15 protein-coding genes are annotated in these 17,301 nt (G+C 51.3%); all 15 read left to right on the top strand.

Annotated elements, in window-relative coordinates; translation table 11 throughout:
- Positions 1 to 571 precede the first annotated feature (571 nt).
- The 15 genes from mqnC (at position 572) to aroF (ending at position 17,106) form a co-directional block, all read left to right on the top strand.
- Positions 572 to 1,705, top strand: a complete 1,134-nt coding sequence (gene mqnC, locus D3P08_RS10075; RefSeq protein ID WP_119599575.1) for a cyclic dehypoxanthinyl futalosine synthase — start codon at positions 572 to 574, stop codon at positions 1,703 to 1,705.
- A gap of 146 nt (positions 1,706 to 1,851) precedes the next feature.
- Complete coding sequence (locus D3P08_RS10070) at positions 1,852 to 2,787, top strand: putative sporulation protein YtxC (RefSeq protein ID WP_119599574.1); 936 nt, start codon at positions 1,852 to 1,854, stop codon at positions 2,785 to 2,787.
- A 398-nt stretch (positions 2,788 to 3,185) separates the two neighbouring features.
- Positions 3,186 to 5,120: a threonine--tRNA ligase gene (gene thrS / locus D3P08_RS10065; RefSeq protein ID WP_119599573.1), complete on the top strand. Its 1,935-nt coding sequence runs from the start codon at positions 3,186 to 3,188 to the stop codon at positions 5,118 to 5,120.
- A gap of 66 nt (positions 5,121 to 5,186) precedes the next feature.
- Positions 5,187 to 5,726, top strand: coding sequence for a 3D domain-containing protein (locus tag D3P08_RS10060; RefSeq protein WP_119599572.1), 540 nt, complete (start codon positions 5,187 to 5,189; stop codon positions 5,724 to 5,726).
- 72 nt (positions 5,727 to 5,798) lie between these two features.
- A complete protein-coding gene (locus D3P08_RS27280) occupies positions 5,799 to 5,948 on the top strand; it encodes a hypothetical protein (RefSeq protein ID WP_162848423.1) in 150 nt (49 codons plus the stop codon).
- Between the two features lie 121 nt (positions 5,949 to 6,069).
- The gene (locus D3P08_RS10055; RefSeq protein ID WP_119599571.1) at positions 6,070 to 7,467 is read left to right on the top strand and encodes a methyl-accepting chemotaxis protein; all 1,398 of its coding nucleotides are present in this window, start codon (positions 6,070 to 6,072) and stop codon (positions 7,465 to 7,467) included.
- Positions 7,468 to 7,656: 189 nt separating this feature from the next.
- The gene (liaF, locus tag D3P08_RS10050) at positions 7,657 to 8,682 is read left to right on the top strand and encodes a cell wall-active antibiotics response protein LiaF (protein WP_119599570.1); all 1,026 of its coding nucleotides are present in this window, start codon (positions 7,657 to 7,659) and stop codon (positions 8,680 to 8,682) included.
- Positions 8,683 to 8,689: 7 nt separating this feature from the next.
- The gene (locus D3P08_RS10045; protein WP_119599569.1) at positions 8,690 to 9,724 is read left to right on the top strand and encodes a sensor histidine kinase; all 1,035 of its coding nucleotides are present in this window, start codon (positions 8,690 to 8,692) and stop codon (positions 9,722 to 9,724) included.
- A complete protein-coding gene (locus D3P08_RS10040; RefSeq protein ID WP_119599568.1) occupies positions 9,721 to 10,386 on the top strand; it encodes a response regulator in 666 nt (221 codons plus the stop codon). Before D3P08_RS10045 ends, D3P08_RS10040 begins: the two co-directional genes overlap by 4 nt.
- 75 nt (positions 10,387 to 10,461) lie before the next feature.
- Positions 10,462 to 10,875, top strand: a complete 414-nt coding sequence (locus tag D3P08_RS10035; protein WP_119599567.1) for a YugN family protein — start codon at positions 10,462 to 10,464, stop codon at positions 10,873 to 10,875.
- A gap of 169 nt (positions 10,876 to 11,044) precedes the next feature.
- Positions 11,045 to 12,565 (top strand): S1C family serine protease, encoded by a 1,521-nt coding sequence (locus tag D3P08_RS10030; RefSeq protein ID WP_119599566.1) that lies wholly within the window; start codon positions 11,045 to 11,047, stop codon positions 12,563 to 12,565.
- Between the two features lie 75 nt (positions 12,566 to 12,640).
- Positions 12,641 to 13,333: a response regulator transcription factor gene (locus D3P08_RS10025; RefSeq protein ID WP_119599565.1), complete on the top strand. Its 693-nt coding sequence runs from the start codon at positions 12,641 to 12,643 to the stop codon at positions 13,331 to 13,333.
- Positions 13,334 to 13,335: 2 nt separating this feature from the next.
- Complete coding sequence (locus D3P08_RS10020) at positions 13,336 to 14,850, top strand: sensor histidine kinase (protein ID WP_338068715.1); 1,515 nt, start codon at positions 13,336 to 13,338, stop codon at positions 14,848 to 14,850.
- A gap of 42 nt (positions 14,851 to 14,892) precedes the next feature.
- Positions 14,893 to 15,861 (top strand): 4-hydroxy-3-methylbut-2-enyl diphosphate reductase, encoded by a 969-nt coding sequence (locus tag D3P08_RS10015; protein ID WP_119599564.1) that lies wholly within the window; start codon positions 14,893 to 14,895, stop codon positions 15,859 to 15,861.
- Between the two features lie 180 nt (positions 15,862 to 16,041).
- Positions 16,042 to 17,106 carry a 3-deoxy-7-phosphoheptulonate synthase gene (gene aroF, locus D3P08_RS10010; RefSeq protein ID WP_119599563.1) on the top strand — a complete coding sequence of 355 codons (1,065 nt, stop codon included), beginning with the start codon at positions 16,042 to 16,044 and terminating at the stop codon, positions 17,104 to 17,106.
- Positions 17,107 to 17,301: the final 195 nt, after the last annotated feature.

The raw sequence follows: 17,301 nt of genomic DNA, 5'->3' as shown, positions 1-17,301 counted from the left end.
AGCTACGTCAAAAGACACTAATAGCTTGTAGCGAGATGTGCTCGAGCCACTAGTTACGCTACACGATACTTTGAACGAGTAAGGTATAACGGCAAGGTAGAAGATGATTGTAAAGTTATGGACGGTTATAAGAAACGGAGCAGACGAATGTTCTGGAGAAGCGATAGCGTTCGCCTTTGTATCCGGATTCCGACCATTATCATATGTTCAAAGGAATCTGGATACAACAGCGATCGTAAGAACGTTCGACTGCGCAGTGACCGCGATAAAAGTGGGGATATGAGTTTAACTGCAGTTGGAAAACATTCGACTGCGCAGTGATCGCAATACAAGTGAGGTTATGAGTTTAACTGCAGTTAGAAAAGGAACGTTCGACTGCGCAGTGACCGCGATACAAGTGGGGTTATGAGTTTAACTGCAGTTAGAAGGAACGTTCGACTGCGCAATTGCATCATCGTTCACTTAACTTTCGTTATTTTGCCACTGGCTGGTGGGTGACGCGGTTTCTATATATATGATAGGATTAGATATTGCGGTATATTTTTGAATGATGATTAAGGAGGTCTTGCGGATGAGCGCGATAGACCGGATTTTGGACAAAGCTCTGCGCGGCGAGCGCATCGGGCTGGAGGAAGGAATGGAGCTGCTTGCTTCCGATCAGATCGAGAAGATGGGGCATACGGCTAACCAAATCATGCTGAAAAAGCATCCGGAGCCGATTACAACTTTCGTTGTAGGGAGAAACGTCAACTATACGAATATTTGCGACGTCTATTGCCGCTTCTGCGCCTTTTACCGGGCGCCAGGCTCGAAGGAAGGGTATGTGCTGGACGACGAGGTTATTTTAAATAAAATTCAAGAGACGGTCGATGTCGGAGGCACGGAAATTTTGATGCAGGGCGGCACCAATCCAAACCTGCCGTTCTCCTACTACTTAGATTTGCTGCGGAAGATTAAAGCAAGATTCCCGCAAATCACAATGCACTCCTTCTCCCCGGCGGAAATTCAAAAAATGAAGGTCGTTTCGGGACTATCGCTGGACGAAGTCGTTTCGCAGCTGCACGAAGCGGGCCTTGATTCCTTGCCAGGCGGAGGCGCTGAAATTTTGGACGACAGAACGCGCCGGAAGATCAGCCGCCTTAAGGGCTCTTGGACGGATTGGATGGATGTCATGAATTCCGCCCACCGTCACGGCATGAACACAACGGCAACGATGGTATACGGTCTTGGCGAGACAATCGAAGAACGCGCTCTTCATATCCTCCGCGTTCGCGATGAGCAAGACAGGGTGCTGGCGAACGGTTATCCGACGCCAGGCTTCCTCGCTTTTATTTCTTGGCCGTTCCAGCCTGACAATACGAATTTGAAGCTGGAGAAGGCGAAGCCCGAGGAATATTTGCGGATGGTGGCGGTCAGCCGCATTATGCTTGACAACATTGATAACTTCCAGTCGTCTTGGGTTACAATGGGACCGGAGATGGGCAAGCTGAGTCTCTCTTACGGCTGTAACGATTTTGGCAGCACGATGATCGAAGAGAACGTCGTGTCGGCGGCAGGAACAACGCATAAAGTCAATATCGATCTTATCCTTCAACTTATTCGCGAAGCTGGGAAAATTCCGGCGCAGCGGGATACCAAATATAATATTTTGCGGATGTTCGGCGACGCGGATAAAGCGGAACGCGATTTCGTCATGCAAAATTAATTTATTTGTAAAATACGGTTTAGGCGAAAGCTTAAACCGTATTTTTTTATGCAAATTCGCAGTCCGCCATCGCTTATGCCAAACTCTTCTTTGTATATACGCCGCCCGCTGACCATATACTGTAACGGAAAGAAAGGGGTGAGCGCATGGATTTGTTTACGGTAACACTGCCTTCAAATCGAAGTGAGTCGCTTCACACGCTTCGGATGCATCTGTCGGAGCATGCAAATGCCGAGTTACATAAAGCGGTGCAGGCAAGCGAAAAGGCATCTAGCGTGGAGTTTTATATAGAGGAACCGCAGCGAATTAAATGCAAGGCGAACCTGCCTCATTTTCAACTGAAAATGGATGGCCCAGTCGTCTATAGGGCCGCGGCCGACGTCATCGCAGAGTTTGTTGTGAAGGAGCTGGAGCCTGAGCTGCTTTCTTCGATTATCCGAAAGAAGTACAAAAATAACCCGTCCTTAGATGCGGCGATTATTGAGAAATATTGCTTTGAGCTGCTACACGGCAAGGAATGGGAATCGCTCGGCAGCCGGTTTCAGGATGCGGACCGCACGCGAAGAAAAAACAAAATAGCCGATGAGCTGGAGAAGTTTTTGCAAGAAGAAACGGTACTTAACCTGCACGGGTTTGTTACTTTCCGATTGTTGTCGTATCGAAGCGAGCTGGCGGAAATTGTAGAGTATGCGCTTGACGAGTACGTGCTCGATAAGCAGTACCAAGAATTTATTTCGCTGCTGAAATATTTCGTACAGCTTCAGGAGTCGAAGGTGCCGATCGTCCATTTGCTCCACAAAGGCGGCCACGAATTTACACTGTATAACGAGAGCTTTCAGACGCTTGAACCAAAGCCTCCCGCAGACCGGATTGTAGCGGAAATGCTGGAGACCGAAATGAATATCGAGGATATGGTGATCAGCTCCTTGATTTCGGTTTCGCCCAAACAAATTACGGTGCATACGAGGCATCCCGACATGCAAGTCATCCGCACCATTGAAACGATATTTGACGGGCGCGTCCACATTTGCGTCAAGTGCAACTCCTGCACGAGCTCGCTGGACGAGTTGATTCAGCCCTAAACCTAAAGCAACGTACTTGACCAACTTCGCGCATGGGGCTATAATGATGCCAATATCAATTTTTGAACAGCAATGACAGAAGACATGTATTCGACAGGAGCGCTTGGAGCAGAGAGAGGAACCTTGGCTGAAAGTTCCTTCCTGAACGCGGTCGAATGTACCCCTTCTGTAGCTGTACGGATGAACTCGCGTCTGAAGCAGCGATTGTAAGCCGTACCGGATATCTCCGTTATCAGATCGTTACGAGGACTGCTTTTCGGTCATGCATGTATGACCATAGCGCAGTTAAAGTAGGGTGGAACCACGAGTATACAAGCACTCGTCCCTTTCGCGGGACGCGTGCTTTTTTTGCGTCCTGCGCTTCGCTTGCAATTGAAGAATCGGGAGGATGAAGGAAAGTGAGCATCAAAGTAACATTGCCGGACGGCGCCGTAAGAGAGTATGAAGCAGGCATAACGATTGAAGAAGTGGCGGGCTCGATCAGTCCGGGACTGAAGAAAAACGCCATCGCGGGTAAGCTTGACGGGAAGGTTGTAGACGTCTACACGCCAATTGAAAAGGATTCGGCTGTTGAAATCGTAACGGTGGAATCGGCTGACGGCCTGGAGGTTTACCGCCACAGTACGGCCCATCTGCTGGCGCAAGCGCTGAAGAGGATTTACGGCCAAAAAACCGTCAAGCTTGGCATCGGACCCGTCATCGAAGACGGCTTCTATTATGACATCGATATGGAGCAGTCGCTAACGCCTGACGATCTTGAGAAGATCGAAAAGGAAATGACGAAGATCGTGAACGAAAATCTCGACATTCGCCGCAGGGTTGTCAGCCGCGCCGAAGCGCTGGAAATTTTTACAGAGCTTGAAGACAATTTGAAGATTGAACTGATTAACGATCTGCCGGAAGATTCCGTCATTACGCTCTATGATCAAGGCGAGTTTTTCGATCTTTGCCGCGGTCCGCATCTGCCTTCGACAGGCCGTATTAAAGCCTTTAAGCTGCTTAGCGTGGCTGGCGCTTACTGGCGCGGCGATTCCAAAAACAAAATGCTGCAGCGTATTTACGGAACAGCATTCCCGAAAAAAGCGCAGCTTGACGAGCATCTTCATTTCCTGGAAGAAGCGAAGAAGCGCGACCACCGCAAGCTGGGACGCGAGCTGAAGACCTTTACGTTCTCGCGCGAGGTTGGTCAGGGCTTGCCGCTGTGGCTCCCTAACGGAGCCAAAATCCGCAGAACGATGGAACGCTATATCGTCGATCTGGAAGAGCGTCTGGGTTACCAGCATGTGTACACGCCGGTACTTGCGAACGTCGAGCTGTACAAAATTTCCGGACACTGGGATCACTATAATGAGGATATGTTCCCGATCATGCAGATGGATAACGAAGAGCTGGTGCTTCGTCCGATGAACTGTCCGCATCACATGATGGTATTCAAAAGCGATATGAGAAGCTACCGCGATCTGCCTGTGCGCATTGCGGAGCTCGGAACGATGCACCGTTATGAGATGTCCGGTGCGTTGACCGGCTTGCATCGCGTTCGCGCGATGACGCTGAACGACGCGCATATTTTCTGCCGTCCTGACCAAATCAAGGATGAATTCTCGCGCGTCATTAATTTGATCCGCAAGGTGTACGAGGACTTCGGCATTAAGGAATACCGTTTCCGTCTGTCGTACCGCGATCCGAAGGATACGGAGAAATATTTCCAAAACGACGAGATGTGGGAAATGTCGCAGCGCATGTTGAGAGAAGTCGTTGAAGAGCTGGGACTGCCGTTCTTCGAAGCGGAAGGAGAAGCGGCCTTCTACGGTCCGAAGCTGGACGTTCAGATCAAGACGGCGCTTGGCAAGGAAGAGACGCTTTCGACGGCTCAGCTCGATTTCCTTCTTCCGGAGCGCTTCGAGCTCGAATACATCGGCGAAGACGGCAAAAAGCATCGTCCGGTCGTTATCCACCGCGGCATTATCAGCACAATGGAGCGCATGACCGCATTCCTGCTTGAGAACTTCGCGGGAGCGCTGCCGCTGTGGCTGTCGCCGGTACAAGCGAAGGTTATCCCGGTTTCGACTGCTTATGACGCTTACGCGCGCCAAGTCGCAGAGCAGCTGCAAGAAGCGGGTATCCGAGTGGAAAGCGATCTTCGCAACGAGAAGCTGGGCTACAAGATTCGCGAAGCGCAGCTGGAGAAGGCGCCGTATATGCTTGTCGTTGGCGAGAATGAAATGCAATCCGGCTCCGTCTCCGTCCGTAAACGCGGAGAGGGCGATATCGGCGCGAAACCGGTGTCCGAGCTAATTTCGTATCTGCAAGAGCAAATCGCATCCAAACAATAACAAAACTAGTCATGCATAAAGCTTGTGCCATCCGGGCAATATTCTCTTGAGGAGGAGTTTGCCCACATGGTTACAAGCTTTTTTGCAAGGAAAAGAATCTTTATCGCGCTGGCGCTGATGTGCTGCCTTGAGATTTCTGCCTTGCGCGGCGTTGCGGATGCAGCGGCATATCAAGTCATGGATGCAAGAACTTCGGCTCCCAATGTCATTGAGGTTGTGGCGACTGGCTATACGGCGGGCGTAGAATCAACAGGGAAAAAGCCGGGTGAGCCAGGCTATGGCATTACCTACTCCGGCGTGAAGGTGACGCGGGATCAAGTCTCGACGATTGCCGCCGACCCGAAGCTTTTCCCAATCGGAACGCTGTTGTATATACCCGGTTATGGATATGGAGTCGTCGCGGATATAGGCTCGGCTATTAAAGGAAACCGAATCGACCTTTATTTTGAAACGATAAGGGAAGTATATGAGCAGTGGGGCAAAAAAAAGGTCGAGGTTCAGGTGCTTAGGCGAGGTAACGGGAAGCTGTCTCAAGCTTGGCTAAACGACATTAATAAGGCCATTGAGGTCGGCAAACCGATTCCGCAAGCGTACCTGGAATCGTAGCCTTCGAAAGCAGGTTTTTGTATAAGAATTGGGTCACTTGCCATACTAAAGACGAACGGGGAGGTGACAACAATGGCGAAAAACAAAAACAACAAAACCGCTCAAAACAAGTATAACGCTGAATTTGCGGAAGAGTTCAACCAAAATAATGAAGCAGCTAACAACGCGGCTGCTAACCAAAAAGCGAACCAAGCTTTCCAAAACAATCAAAACCAACAATAGTATTCCATGCAGCACCATAAGCAGCAAATCAGGAGGAACCGTGCCGGTTCCTCTTTTCTTTTGCCGAATACTGGATTATAATGTGAGAAAAATTCACATAACCCGGAAGGGGCAATGCTTGATGGGGGCTATACGTTGGTTTAAGCGGGAAGCTTTGCATGATGACGTCAAACAACGCGAGGACGCGCAAAAGAAGATGACGCAGCTTCTGAATGAATCGGTTGTCATTTCGGACCAGCTGAACGCGGCTGTGGAGGAAGTGGACGGAACGATGCGACAGCTCACGGAAGTCGCAGACCGATCGGTTGCGCAAGAGCGCGCGCTCAGGCGGTCCAGCGCAGGAGCGATGCAGCGAATCGAGGAGGCGTTCTCTACGCTTCAGGAGGTCGCTTCCGCAGCTGAACAGATTAGCGGCGCCTCCTCAGAGCTGAGAAGCAAAAGCAACGAGACGAAACAAATCGTTCTTGATGTTTGCCGCTCTTTGTTGAGCACCGACGAAGTAATGAATGAGCTGAATGCGCAGAACCGGACAATGGAGCGGCATATTCGGAAGCTGATCGAGCATTCGTCTCATATCCATGAAATGAACGGACTTATACAGGACATCGTTTCCCAAACGTCACTGCTTGCCCTTAACGCCACGATCGAGGCGGCCCATGCCGGCGAATACGGCCGCGGCTTCGCCGTCGTTGCCGCGCAGATCAGGAAGCTGGCGGAGCAAAGCGGGGAGGCCGTGCGCAGATCCTCCTTATTAGTGGAGGAGATCGAAAGCGGCGTCAAGCTAGTTGTGCAAGCCGTTGACGAAGAAAAGCGCTTCGTAGAAAAAGGCGTTGCCGAGATGCAGACAACGAAAGAACGGATGGACGTTATTTTTACCAAAATATCCGAAGTGGATGAATGGGCCATACATACGGATAAGGCAAGCGCTCAGCAAACGGAACAAACGGGCAAAGCGACGGCCATGCTCAAGGAGGTTGTCGATTCCGTAAATGAAACGCTTATCAGCGTAGACGAGACGCTGAAGATGACCGAGACCCAGCGCGAACAAATCGTGAAGCTCGACCGCATCAAAGATAATTTAGGGCGTTCGTCGCGGGATTTGACCAAAGCAATCGATCATGTGGGCATTAAGCGCACGATCAGCCAGGCGCAAGGAAACGTGCCTGAGCTGCTGGATTGGCTCAAGACAGCTGCCGCCGAGACTGCTATAATCTCATTGCGGGCGGAAGATCATGCTAAGCGGCTGACAGAGCTGCTTAAGTCCAAGCCGGATATCGAAGCGATTTGGTCGAATCGCGAGGATGGCTCGTTCATTTTCTCTTACCCGGAAGCGGGCTTGCTAAACGCGAAAGGCCGGGAATGGTGGAAAAAGGCGATGACGGGCGAAGCCTTTCAATCGGATGTGTATGTATCCGCGATTACGAAGCAGTTATGTATGACCTTATCGGTTCCGATTCGTAATGAACAAGGACAAGTCATCGGCGTGATGGGAGCTGATATGTCCATTCAACAGCGATAAAGAATTCACCGCCGGCAGCAGCGTGTATGCCCGGCGGTTTTTGTCTGTATTCCCCTGAATTGGTAGTGATGAGGGAGTTCCTCGGTCTCTAGACCGAGGACAATTTCAATCGGTCGTCCCTTATGCGGATTTCGATTCATCGGTATACTTAGATTATTAAATTGTAAAAGGCATAAGGAGTTGTGCAGGATGAACAGACACTTTGCAAGCCGGCTCTTTACCGGTCTTGTTATCATTTCGTTGGGCGTGGCGTTCCTGCTCAGACAGCTCGGCTATATAGACTTTAGTATCGGAGAAATATTCTCGACCTATTGGCCGTGCATTCTCATTTATTTTGGGCTAACCTCCATGCTGGCAGGAAGGACTCACGGCGGATCCGGGCTATGGGGACTCATTCTCGTTGTGATCGGAGCTGTATTCCTCGGTAATAATTTAGAGATCACGACTTGGTCGATCGGGGATGTCATTCCGTTTCTCATCCCGATCATCATCATTTTTATCGGACTCCGCATGATATGGCAGCCCCGGTCCAAACCGCATTCGCCGCCGTCTGAGGATTGGAAGTCCTATCGTCCTTATCAGGACGACGCGCCGATTCCGCCTGCGCCGCCGCTGCATCCCGATCCAACGGGAGTCGATCTAGACGCGATGGAGCAATCCGGCCATGCGCAATCGCAATCGTCTGCAAGTGCGAAGAAGCAGGAGTACAAACAATACGGCAGCGGATATGAGCATGACCATGACGACGATTATGAGAAATACAAGAGAAAGCGCAAGCCGCGGAACAGCTGTGACGGACGCAAGGAGCATGTGGAGTGGTGGAACCATGATTCGAACGTTATCAATAAGTCCGGCTTCATCGGCGACATCCATATGGGACATGATTATTGGGAGCTGCGCCCGCTCAACATTTCGCATTTTATCGGCGATACGGTGCTTGATTTGACGAAGGCGCAAATACCGCTGGGCGAAACCAAAATCACGATATCGTCTTTCATCGGCGATGTGAAAGTATATGTGCCGAACGATTATGAGCTTGGCGTTCAGGTCGTGTCCACCTCATTCATCGGCGACGTCAAGGTACTGGGCCAACGGGAAGGCGGCATGTTCACCAATGTGAACACGAAATCGCCGAGCTACTCGGATGCGGATCGGAAAATTAAGCTCATCGTCAGCTCCTTTATCGGCGATACGCGCGTAACTAAGGTGGGGTGACGGCAACATGATGGTTCGTTTCTTGCGAAGCGGAAAGTGGGAATTGGTCGGCATATTCGTGATCGCTTCCGCTGTCACCGTTTTGCTATCGATTGTGGTATGGAACGCATTATCCGAGCATATGGGGGTATGGGAGGTCAAGCTTTGGATTGGCCTCCTCATCCTGCTCTTAAGCGGCGGCTTCGGCTACTGGGCGGCGCAGCGGTTCGGGCGAAGACTGGATACGCTTTATCTCTCGCTCAAGCAAATGGTGAACGGCAATTATGAGGTTCGCATTTCCGAAGAAGGCAATAATTCGTTCATCCAAATCTATCGGGAGTTTAACGAGCTTGCCGAGCAAATGGAAGAGAAAATGAAAGTGCTTCAGCGCATGGGTGAGGAGAAGGTGCTTACGGAAGCGGCGTCCAACGAAGCCGCGGTCCTCGAGGAAAGGAAGCGGCTTGCGCGTGACCTGCACGACACGGTCAGCCAGCAGCTGTTCGCGATCCATATGTGCGCTTCATCTTTGCCTAAGCTTCAGCAGGTCGATCAGGAGCGCGCGCTTTCCGTATTGGATCAGCTTATTCAAATGTCCAATCTCGCGCAGAAGCAAATGCGTAACTTCATTGCGCAGCTGCGCCCAATGGAGCTGGAAGGCCGGACGCTGCAGGAGGCGCTGGACAAGTGGTTTCCCGATTATTGCAGGCAGAACAATTTGCAGGGCTCCATGGAGTGGCGGCTGACGGAAAGATTGAGCGAAGCGAAGGAGCACCAGTTATTCCTGATCGTGCAGGAAGCTATGGCGAACGTCGTGAAGCATTCCGGCGCCGATCATGTGACGTTAACGCTTGCCGACACGGAGCGCCAAGTGGTCATGACCCTTGCCGATGACGGGCATGGCTTTAAGGCGGATGCCGTGAAAGCAGGCTCTTACGGGTTGTCCACCATGCAAGAGAGGGCGCAGAAGCTTGGGGGAACAGCCGACATCGTCAGCAAGGTCGGCAGCGGCACGAGAGTGAAGGTAACGATACCGAAAATGTACCGGGGAGAGCAGAACCGATGAACAGTTCCGATAAAATTAAAGTAATGATTGTCGATGATCATGATATGGTTCGAATCGGGCTTCGAACATATCTGATGCTGGAGCCGAGGCTTGACATCATCGCGGAAGCCGGCAACGGCAAGGAAGCGCTTCAGTGGCTGGAGGCTCGTAAGGAAGAGGAGCATCCCGATATTATTTTGATGGATATGATGATGCCGGAGATGGACGGGATTGAAGCGACCAGATCCGTTATGGCCAAATTTCCGGCAATCAAAATCGTGATGCTGACCAGCTTTTTGGAGGATGACAAGGTGTACGCCGCGATTGAAGCGGGAGCTGTCAGCTACGTGCTCAAAACGGTGTCCGCGGAAGAACTGATCTATGCCATCAACGGCGCGTTTAAGGGAATGCCGGTCATGACAGCGGACGTATCCCAAGCGCTTACGAGAGGTCTCAGACAACGCACGGCTCAGTCCGGCGATGAGGATTTGACGGAGCGCGAGAAGGAGGTTCTTCTGCTGATTGCGGACGGGTTGTCCAACAAAGAAATTGCGGAGGAGCTTCATATCAGCATCAAAACCGTTAAAACACATGTCAGCAACCTACTTATGAAATGCGAGATGGAAGACCGCACGCAGCTGGCGGTGCTCGCGCATCGCAAAGGCTGGGCCAAGCGCGCCTAGCTTAGTCATAAGGCATAACGGCATGACTCGGCGGACATACTACTTGTCATATGAGGAAAGTGGAGGTATGCCGTCATGATTCCTGTCTCATCCTCGATCGAGGGCATGGAGAAGAAATTTACGGAAATGCAGGCTCGGCTGGCAGAGTATCAATTTGCGCTTGGAGGCAACTGGGATTATCATGCCGGAAGCTTTGATCACGCGCTAGACGAAGAGAATAAGGTTTGGCTCAGGCTCCCGTTTCAAGTAACGGATGGCAATATAGACAGCGAATTATCCGAAAATAACGCTCAAATCAAGTTTGGGCAGCCGTACGTGCTGAAGCATCTTTATAATGAAGGCGAGGATCCTTCAGCTTCCGTTCGGGTGTTCGGGGCGTTGTTCGATCAATTCCAATCGCCCGTGAATCCGGACGCGGACATCGAACCGCGATGGGTGGAGCGAGCCAAGGAAAAAGTCAGGGTCATTGAGAGCGAAATCGCTCGTTAATACAGCAAAAGGAACGGCATGAATCAGCTCTCCCTGCAATTGGGGAGAGTTTTTTATGTTAGATTAAATTCCTTTTAAGTTTGTTTTAAGGTAGAATGTGCATGATAGAACTAATCAATAACAACCATTTAAATAGATCAAGGAAGTCATAAACGGAGGAGAACACAAAATGGATGATCAAAACAATAAAAAGGGTTATGACGATTTCTTCAAGCCGGAGGAACCGAAGCAGCCTGAACAGGAATTGAAGCCATCCTATTATTATTCGTACGGCCCCATGACCAACGATTCGCTGCAGCCTGCGCCTTCTGCTCCGCAAACAAGCAGTGAGGAAATCGGAGAAGCGTATAGCGGCCAAGCGGAGAACGAACAGCCACAGCCGCCTCAGCTGCGCACATTTTCGACGTCGGGTCCAGGCAAGCCCGCGTTCCAGGTAAGAGAAAAAAAAGGAACGTCGTTTAAATCCGTATTCATCTCCTTCTTGGCCGGCGTAGTCGTTGTAGGGGGACTGATGTATACGGCCGACGTGCGCAACTGGTTTACGCCAACGGTAGAAAGCGTAGCGACAACGCAGACTGAAAAGGGAGCATCCGGAGATTCCGCGGCAACTAGCGGCTCGACAGCGTCCATGGCGGCGGCGCGTCCCGATAATATCGCTCAGCTTTTTGAAACGGCGAGTCCAGCGGTTGTCAAGATCGAAACGTTTGTGAAACCGCAAACGAACCGCAGCGGCAGCAGCCTGTTCGACGATCCGTTTTTCCGCCAGTTTTTCGGGGATAACTATCCTGGCACGACGGATCAGCAGCAAGAGCAGGGCGGCGAGCTCCAGCAATCGGGTATCGGCACCGGATTTTTCTTCGATTCCACAGGCTATATCCTAACGAATCAGCATGTAATCGGCGATGCGGACGAAATTCGTATTACGGTGCAGGGGTACGATAAGCCATTTACGGCGAAGCTTCTTGGCTCCAGCTACGATCTCGACCTTGCGGTTGTAAAAATTGAAGGAGAGAAGGCTTTCCCTACTCTTCCGCTCGGCAGCTCGGATGACATCAATATCGGCGACTGGGTCGTGGCGATCGGCAATCCTTACGGTTTTGACCACACGATTACTGCCGGCGTTCTAAGCGCGAAGGAGCGTCCGATCGATATTCAGGACGCGAACGGCGAGCGGAATTACAAGCATTTGCTTCAGACGGATGCTTCCATTAATCCGGGCAACTCCGGCGGTCCGCTTCTGAATATAAAAGGCGAAGTGATCGGCATTAACACGGCCGTCAGCTCCCAGGCGCAAGGCATCGGCTTTGCGATTCCGACCAGCACGATAACGGAAGTGCTCGACAGCCTGAAGAACAACACGGAAATTCCGAAGGAGCCGGCGCCGTTCATCGGAGCGGAGCTGACTGACATGAATGAAGAGTTCGCGAAGCAGCTTGGCATTGAGGAGAAGGAAGGCGCGCTAGTCAGAAGCGTCTACTACAACTCCCCGGCTTATGTGGCCGGACTGAAGCAATACGACGTCATTGTAGGCGTTGAAGGCAAAAAGCTGAGCACGACGGACGCGTTGATCAAAGAAATTCAATCCCATAAGGTTGGCGAGGAAGTCGAGTTCAATATTATCCGCCAACAAGAAGAGATGACGATTACCGTCACGATCGGCGACCGGAACGCCTTCGGTTTGGAAGAATAAAAGAACGGGCGGCTATAAAAAGCGCAGAGCGAAAGCGTTCTGCGCTTTTTGTTAAGCGCGGAAGGGTGGACGAGGATGAGACCGCATATCGTAGTTGTTGACGATGACGACAAAATTATTTCGATGCTTCGCCGAAGTTTGGCTTTCGAAGGGTACGAAGTGACGACGGCCTCCAACGGTGCTGAAGGGTTAAAGAAGCTGCTGACGATCGAGCCGGATTTATTGATACTCGATGTCATGATGCCGCAGATTGACGGCTGGGAAGTATGCCGGCGCGTCAGGCAGGGTGGCAGCGCGGTTCCGATTATGATGCTGACGGCGAAAGATGACGTGATTGACCGCGTAAAGGGACTTGATCTTGGCGCGGACGATTATGTGGTGAAGCCGTTTGCTTTGGAGGAGCTGCTTGCGCGGGTAAGAGCGCTTCTTCGCCGTAAATCGGATAAGTTTGAGGAACAAGGCAGCCAGCTTTCATTCGAGGATTTGGTCCTCGATATGGATGCTCGCGAAGCGATCCGTTCCGGCAGAAGGATCGAACTGACGAGCAAAGAATATGATCTGCTGCTGCTCTTTATGCAAAACCCGAAGCGGGTGCTGACTAGAGACGCCATTATGGAGAAAATATGGGGCTTCGACTTCAGCGGGGAGTCGAATGTGCTGGAGGTTTATATCGCGATGCTGCGCCAGAAGCTGGAGGACGGCGGCGGCAAGCGCATCATTCAAACCGTGCGCGGCACTGGATATGTGCTTAGGGGAGAGGCAGGTTAAACATGATGTCCATACGGCTTCGCCTTACATTATGGTATTCGGGGCTGCTTGCGGTGACGCTGCTGGTGTTCGGAGTCGCAGTTTATATGTTTATCAATTGGAATACGTATAATGACCTGAAAGAGCAAGTTCGAAAAGACAGCGAGAGCATGCGAATTAACGCGATGATGTTTTTTAACACGCTTGATCTTAACGTTGAGGATCGCGGAATCCTTGACAAGGACGTATATATTCAGCTTGTTAACTATGAAGAAGGTAATGTAATCCGGCAATCCAGAAATTTAAAAACGATAAACGCCCTTATCCCGTTTCCTGAACATACAACCAATCCGGATCGGGCATTTGTCAAATATAAGCTGAATATCGAAGGCAAAGATTATAGCATGATCGTGTATCAACGGCCGATTGTTATCAATAACCAATTAGTCGGCCTTCTTCAAGTGGGAGCTATTCCTTATAATGAAGAGAAGTTTATGGACGGTCTTCGCACGACTTTAATTTTCGCCTCTCTCGCCGTCGTCCTCATCGCATTTACGGTCGGACTGCTGATCGCGCGCCAGGCGCTCCGTCCGATCGGGCAAGTCATTAGCGCCACACGCCAAATCGAGAAGGGCTCGGATTTGAGCGTTCGCATTCCTGCGAACGGACCGAAGGATGAAATCGGGCAGCTTGTCGATACGCTGAATACGATGTTAGCGAGGCTGGAGAAAGCCTACAACGAGCTTGACGAAGCCTATAAAGCGCAGCGCAGATTCGTCTCCGACGCGTCCCATGAGCTCCGTACGCCGCTTACGACGATCCGAGGCAATATCGATTTGCTGGAGAAAATGTGGTCGCGGGCCAAAGAGTCAGGCGCTTCGGCCGCGGGAGAAGGGCTGAGGCTGACGGCCGACCATTGGGAGATGTCGAGCGAAGCCATGTCCGATATCGCCGCCGAGGCGAAGCGCATGAGCACGCTGGTAGGCGATCTCCTTGCGCTTGCGCGCGCCGATGCGGGCTATGTCATGGAGAAGCAGTCCTTGCCGCTCCTTCCGCTTACGGAAGAAGTGGCGCGCAGAGCCGGCCTCCTTCCTAGGTCGGCGGATTGGAGAATAGGCGATCTATCGAAGCTTCGGGATGTTCACGTCTACGGCAATCACGATTACTTGCAGCAGCTGCTCTTCATCTTCATCGAGAACGCGTTCAAATATACGCCGAACGGCTATGTCGAGCTTCGGGCGGTCCGGAAGGATGGCCATATTGGCTGGATTATTGAAGATACGGGAATCGGCATGAATCCGGATGAGATTCCTCATATTTTCGACCGGTTTTACCGGGCTGACGAATCGCGGGGCGTTACGGTAGGAACAGGACTCGGCTTGTCGATTGCCAAATGGATCTTAGATGAGCACGGGGGCTCCGTTGAAGTCGTCACGAGAGAAAACGAGGGGACTACGTTTACGGTTTGGCTGCCGATAGACTTTTCCCGGCGGGACGATTCGACTATAATGGTAGAAGCAGACCATATAGAAGAATGATTGGCCTAGTGGATAGGAGTCTGCAAGAAAGCAGGTGCAACAATGGAAATTGTGAAAATATCGCCGAGAGGCTACTGCTATGGCGTTGTCGACGCGATGGTGCTCGCCTTGCAAACGGCTAAAAATTTGGATCTGCCCCGTCCAATCTATATTCTCGGCATGATCGTTCATAATGCGCATGTCACGGAAGCGTTCGAGAAAGAAGGCGTCATTACGCTGGACGGCGCGAATCGCCTGGAAATATTGGAGCAGATCGAAAAGGGCACGGTCATCTTCACGGCGCACGGCGTATCTCCGGAGGTTCGCGAGCGGGCGAGACAGAAGGGCTTGTCCGTTGTGGACGCAACATGTCCGGACGTTACGAAGACGCATGATCTGATCCGCGAGAAGACGGCGGAGGGCTATCATATCATCTATATCGGCAAGAAGGGCCATCCGGAGCCGGAAGGCGCAATAGGCGTTGCACCGGACCGCGTGCATCTCATCGAGAAAGAAGAAGAGATCGAGGGGCTTCAGGTACCGGAAGGCAAGATTATTATTACGAATCAAACAACCATGTCCCAATGGGATATCCGCCATATTATAAATAAGCTCCAGCAGAAATATCCGCATGCGGAAGTGCATAACGAGATTTGCTTAGCGACACAGGTGCGTCAGGAAGCGGTAGCGGAGCAGGCTGGCGCGGCCCAGCTTTGTATTGTAGTGGGCGACCCTAGAAGCAATAACTCGAACCGGCTGGCGCAAGTATCGGAAGAAATCGCTGGCGTGAAGGCGTACCGCGTCTCGGATGTGTCCGAGATTAAGCGGGAGTGGCTGGAGGGCATCGAGCGAGTTGCCGTCACTTCGGGCGCTTCTACGCCTACGCCGATAACGAAGGAAGTCATTGCTTACTTGGAGCAGTATGATTATCGCGATCCTTCGACCTGGGAACTGAAGCGGACGGTGAACATGAACAAACTGCTTCCGAACGTCCGGGTTAAATCAAGTGAAAGCAAGGAAACATCGGTTTAATTCATAATCATCGGCAAGACAGACGGGAGGCGTGTGCCTGCATTCCAGTCTGTCTTTTTTGTATGGAAGTGTTGACGATGGGGGATAAATCCGTTATAGTAACTTTAACAGATAAAAGCATAAAAGCTTAAAAGCCTAAAAGCTTAAAAGTGGAAAAGCATTTAAAGGGGAGAGATGGACATGATTGTCATTACAAAAAATAATGTGACCGACGAACGAATTAGGGAAATTGTCGCGTACATCGAAAATAACGGCGTGCAAGCACATGTGTCGAGGGGAACGGACCGTACGGTAATCGGCATTATCGGGAAAGCGGAGCCGACGCTCGCCGAGCATCTCCGGTCCATGAAAGACGTGGAGAACGTGATTAAGATATCGAAGTCTTACAAGCTGGCAAGCCGGGATTTTCATCCGGACGATACCGTTATCGAAATTAAGGGCGTTAAGATCGGCGGAAACAATCTGGTCGTTATGGGCGGACCGTGCGCTGTCGAGACGCCGGAGCAGATCGACGAGATCGCGAGGCTGGTGAAGGCCGCAGGCGGTCAAGTGCTGCGCGGCGGGGCTTTTAAACCGAGAACGGGACCTTACAGCTTCCAAGGTATCGGCATAGAAGGCCTCGCGATGATGGCCGAGGCGGGCAAGAAGCATGGTCTCTTGACGATTACGGAAGTCATGACGCCGGAGTACGTGGATGTATGCGCGGAATACGCGGATATTTTGCAGGTCGGCACGCGCAACATGCAGAACTTCGACTTGCTCCGTAAGCTCGGTACGATTCAAACGCCTGTCCTGCTGAAAAGAGGCTTCAGCGCAACCTATGACGAATTTTTGAATGCCGCTGAGTACATTCTCGCAGGCGGCAACCCGAACGTTATGTTATGCGAGCGGGGAATCCGAACGTTCGAAACTTACACGAGAAACACGCTCGATTTAAGCGCGATTCCGGTGCTGCAATCTCTCAGCCATCTGCCGGTTATATCAGACCCAAGCCATGGAACGGGCCGCCGCGAGCTGGTTGAGCCGATGGCGAAGGCGTCGGTGGCCGCAGGGGCGAACGGACTTATCATCGAGATGCACACGGATCCGGATAACTCCATGACGGGCGACGGTGTCCAGTCCTTATTCCCCGATCAGTTCGCGGCGCTGCTTAAAGATTTGGCCCTGCTCGCTCCAATTGTTGGCAAGCAATTTAACACGGAGAAAGCGCCGGCTGAAGCGTTTAAAGAATGGAAAGTCGTATAGCGAAAATGATGAATCCCGGTCTCCGATATTGGAGACCGGGATTTCACTTTGCAACGGGAAAACGCTATCATTGTGAACAGTTGTTCAAAAATGTAAGTATACCTGACATAGTGATAAAAAATACCTGACATAGCTATTGACGGAGCGGAATCGTAGTTTTATAATGACAACAAGGTTTGGAGCTAATGTTGAACG

This window comes from Paenibacillus nanensis (assembly GCF_003583765.1).
In the GTDB taxonomy this organism is placed as follows: Bacteria; Bacillota; Bacilli; order Paenibacillales; family Paenibacillaceae; genus Pristimantibacillus; species Pristimantibacillus nanensis.
Note: the sequence above shows the minus strand (reverse complement) of the source record. Positions and strands in the feature narration are given on the sequence as shown.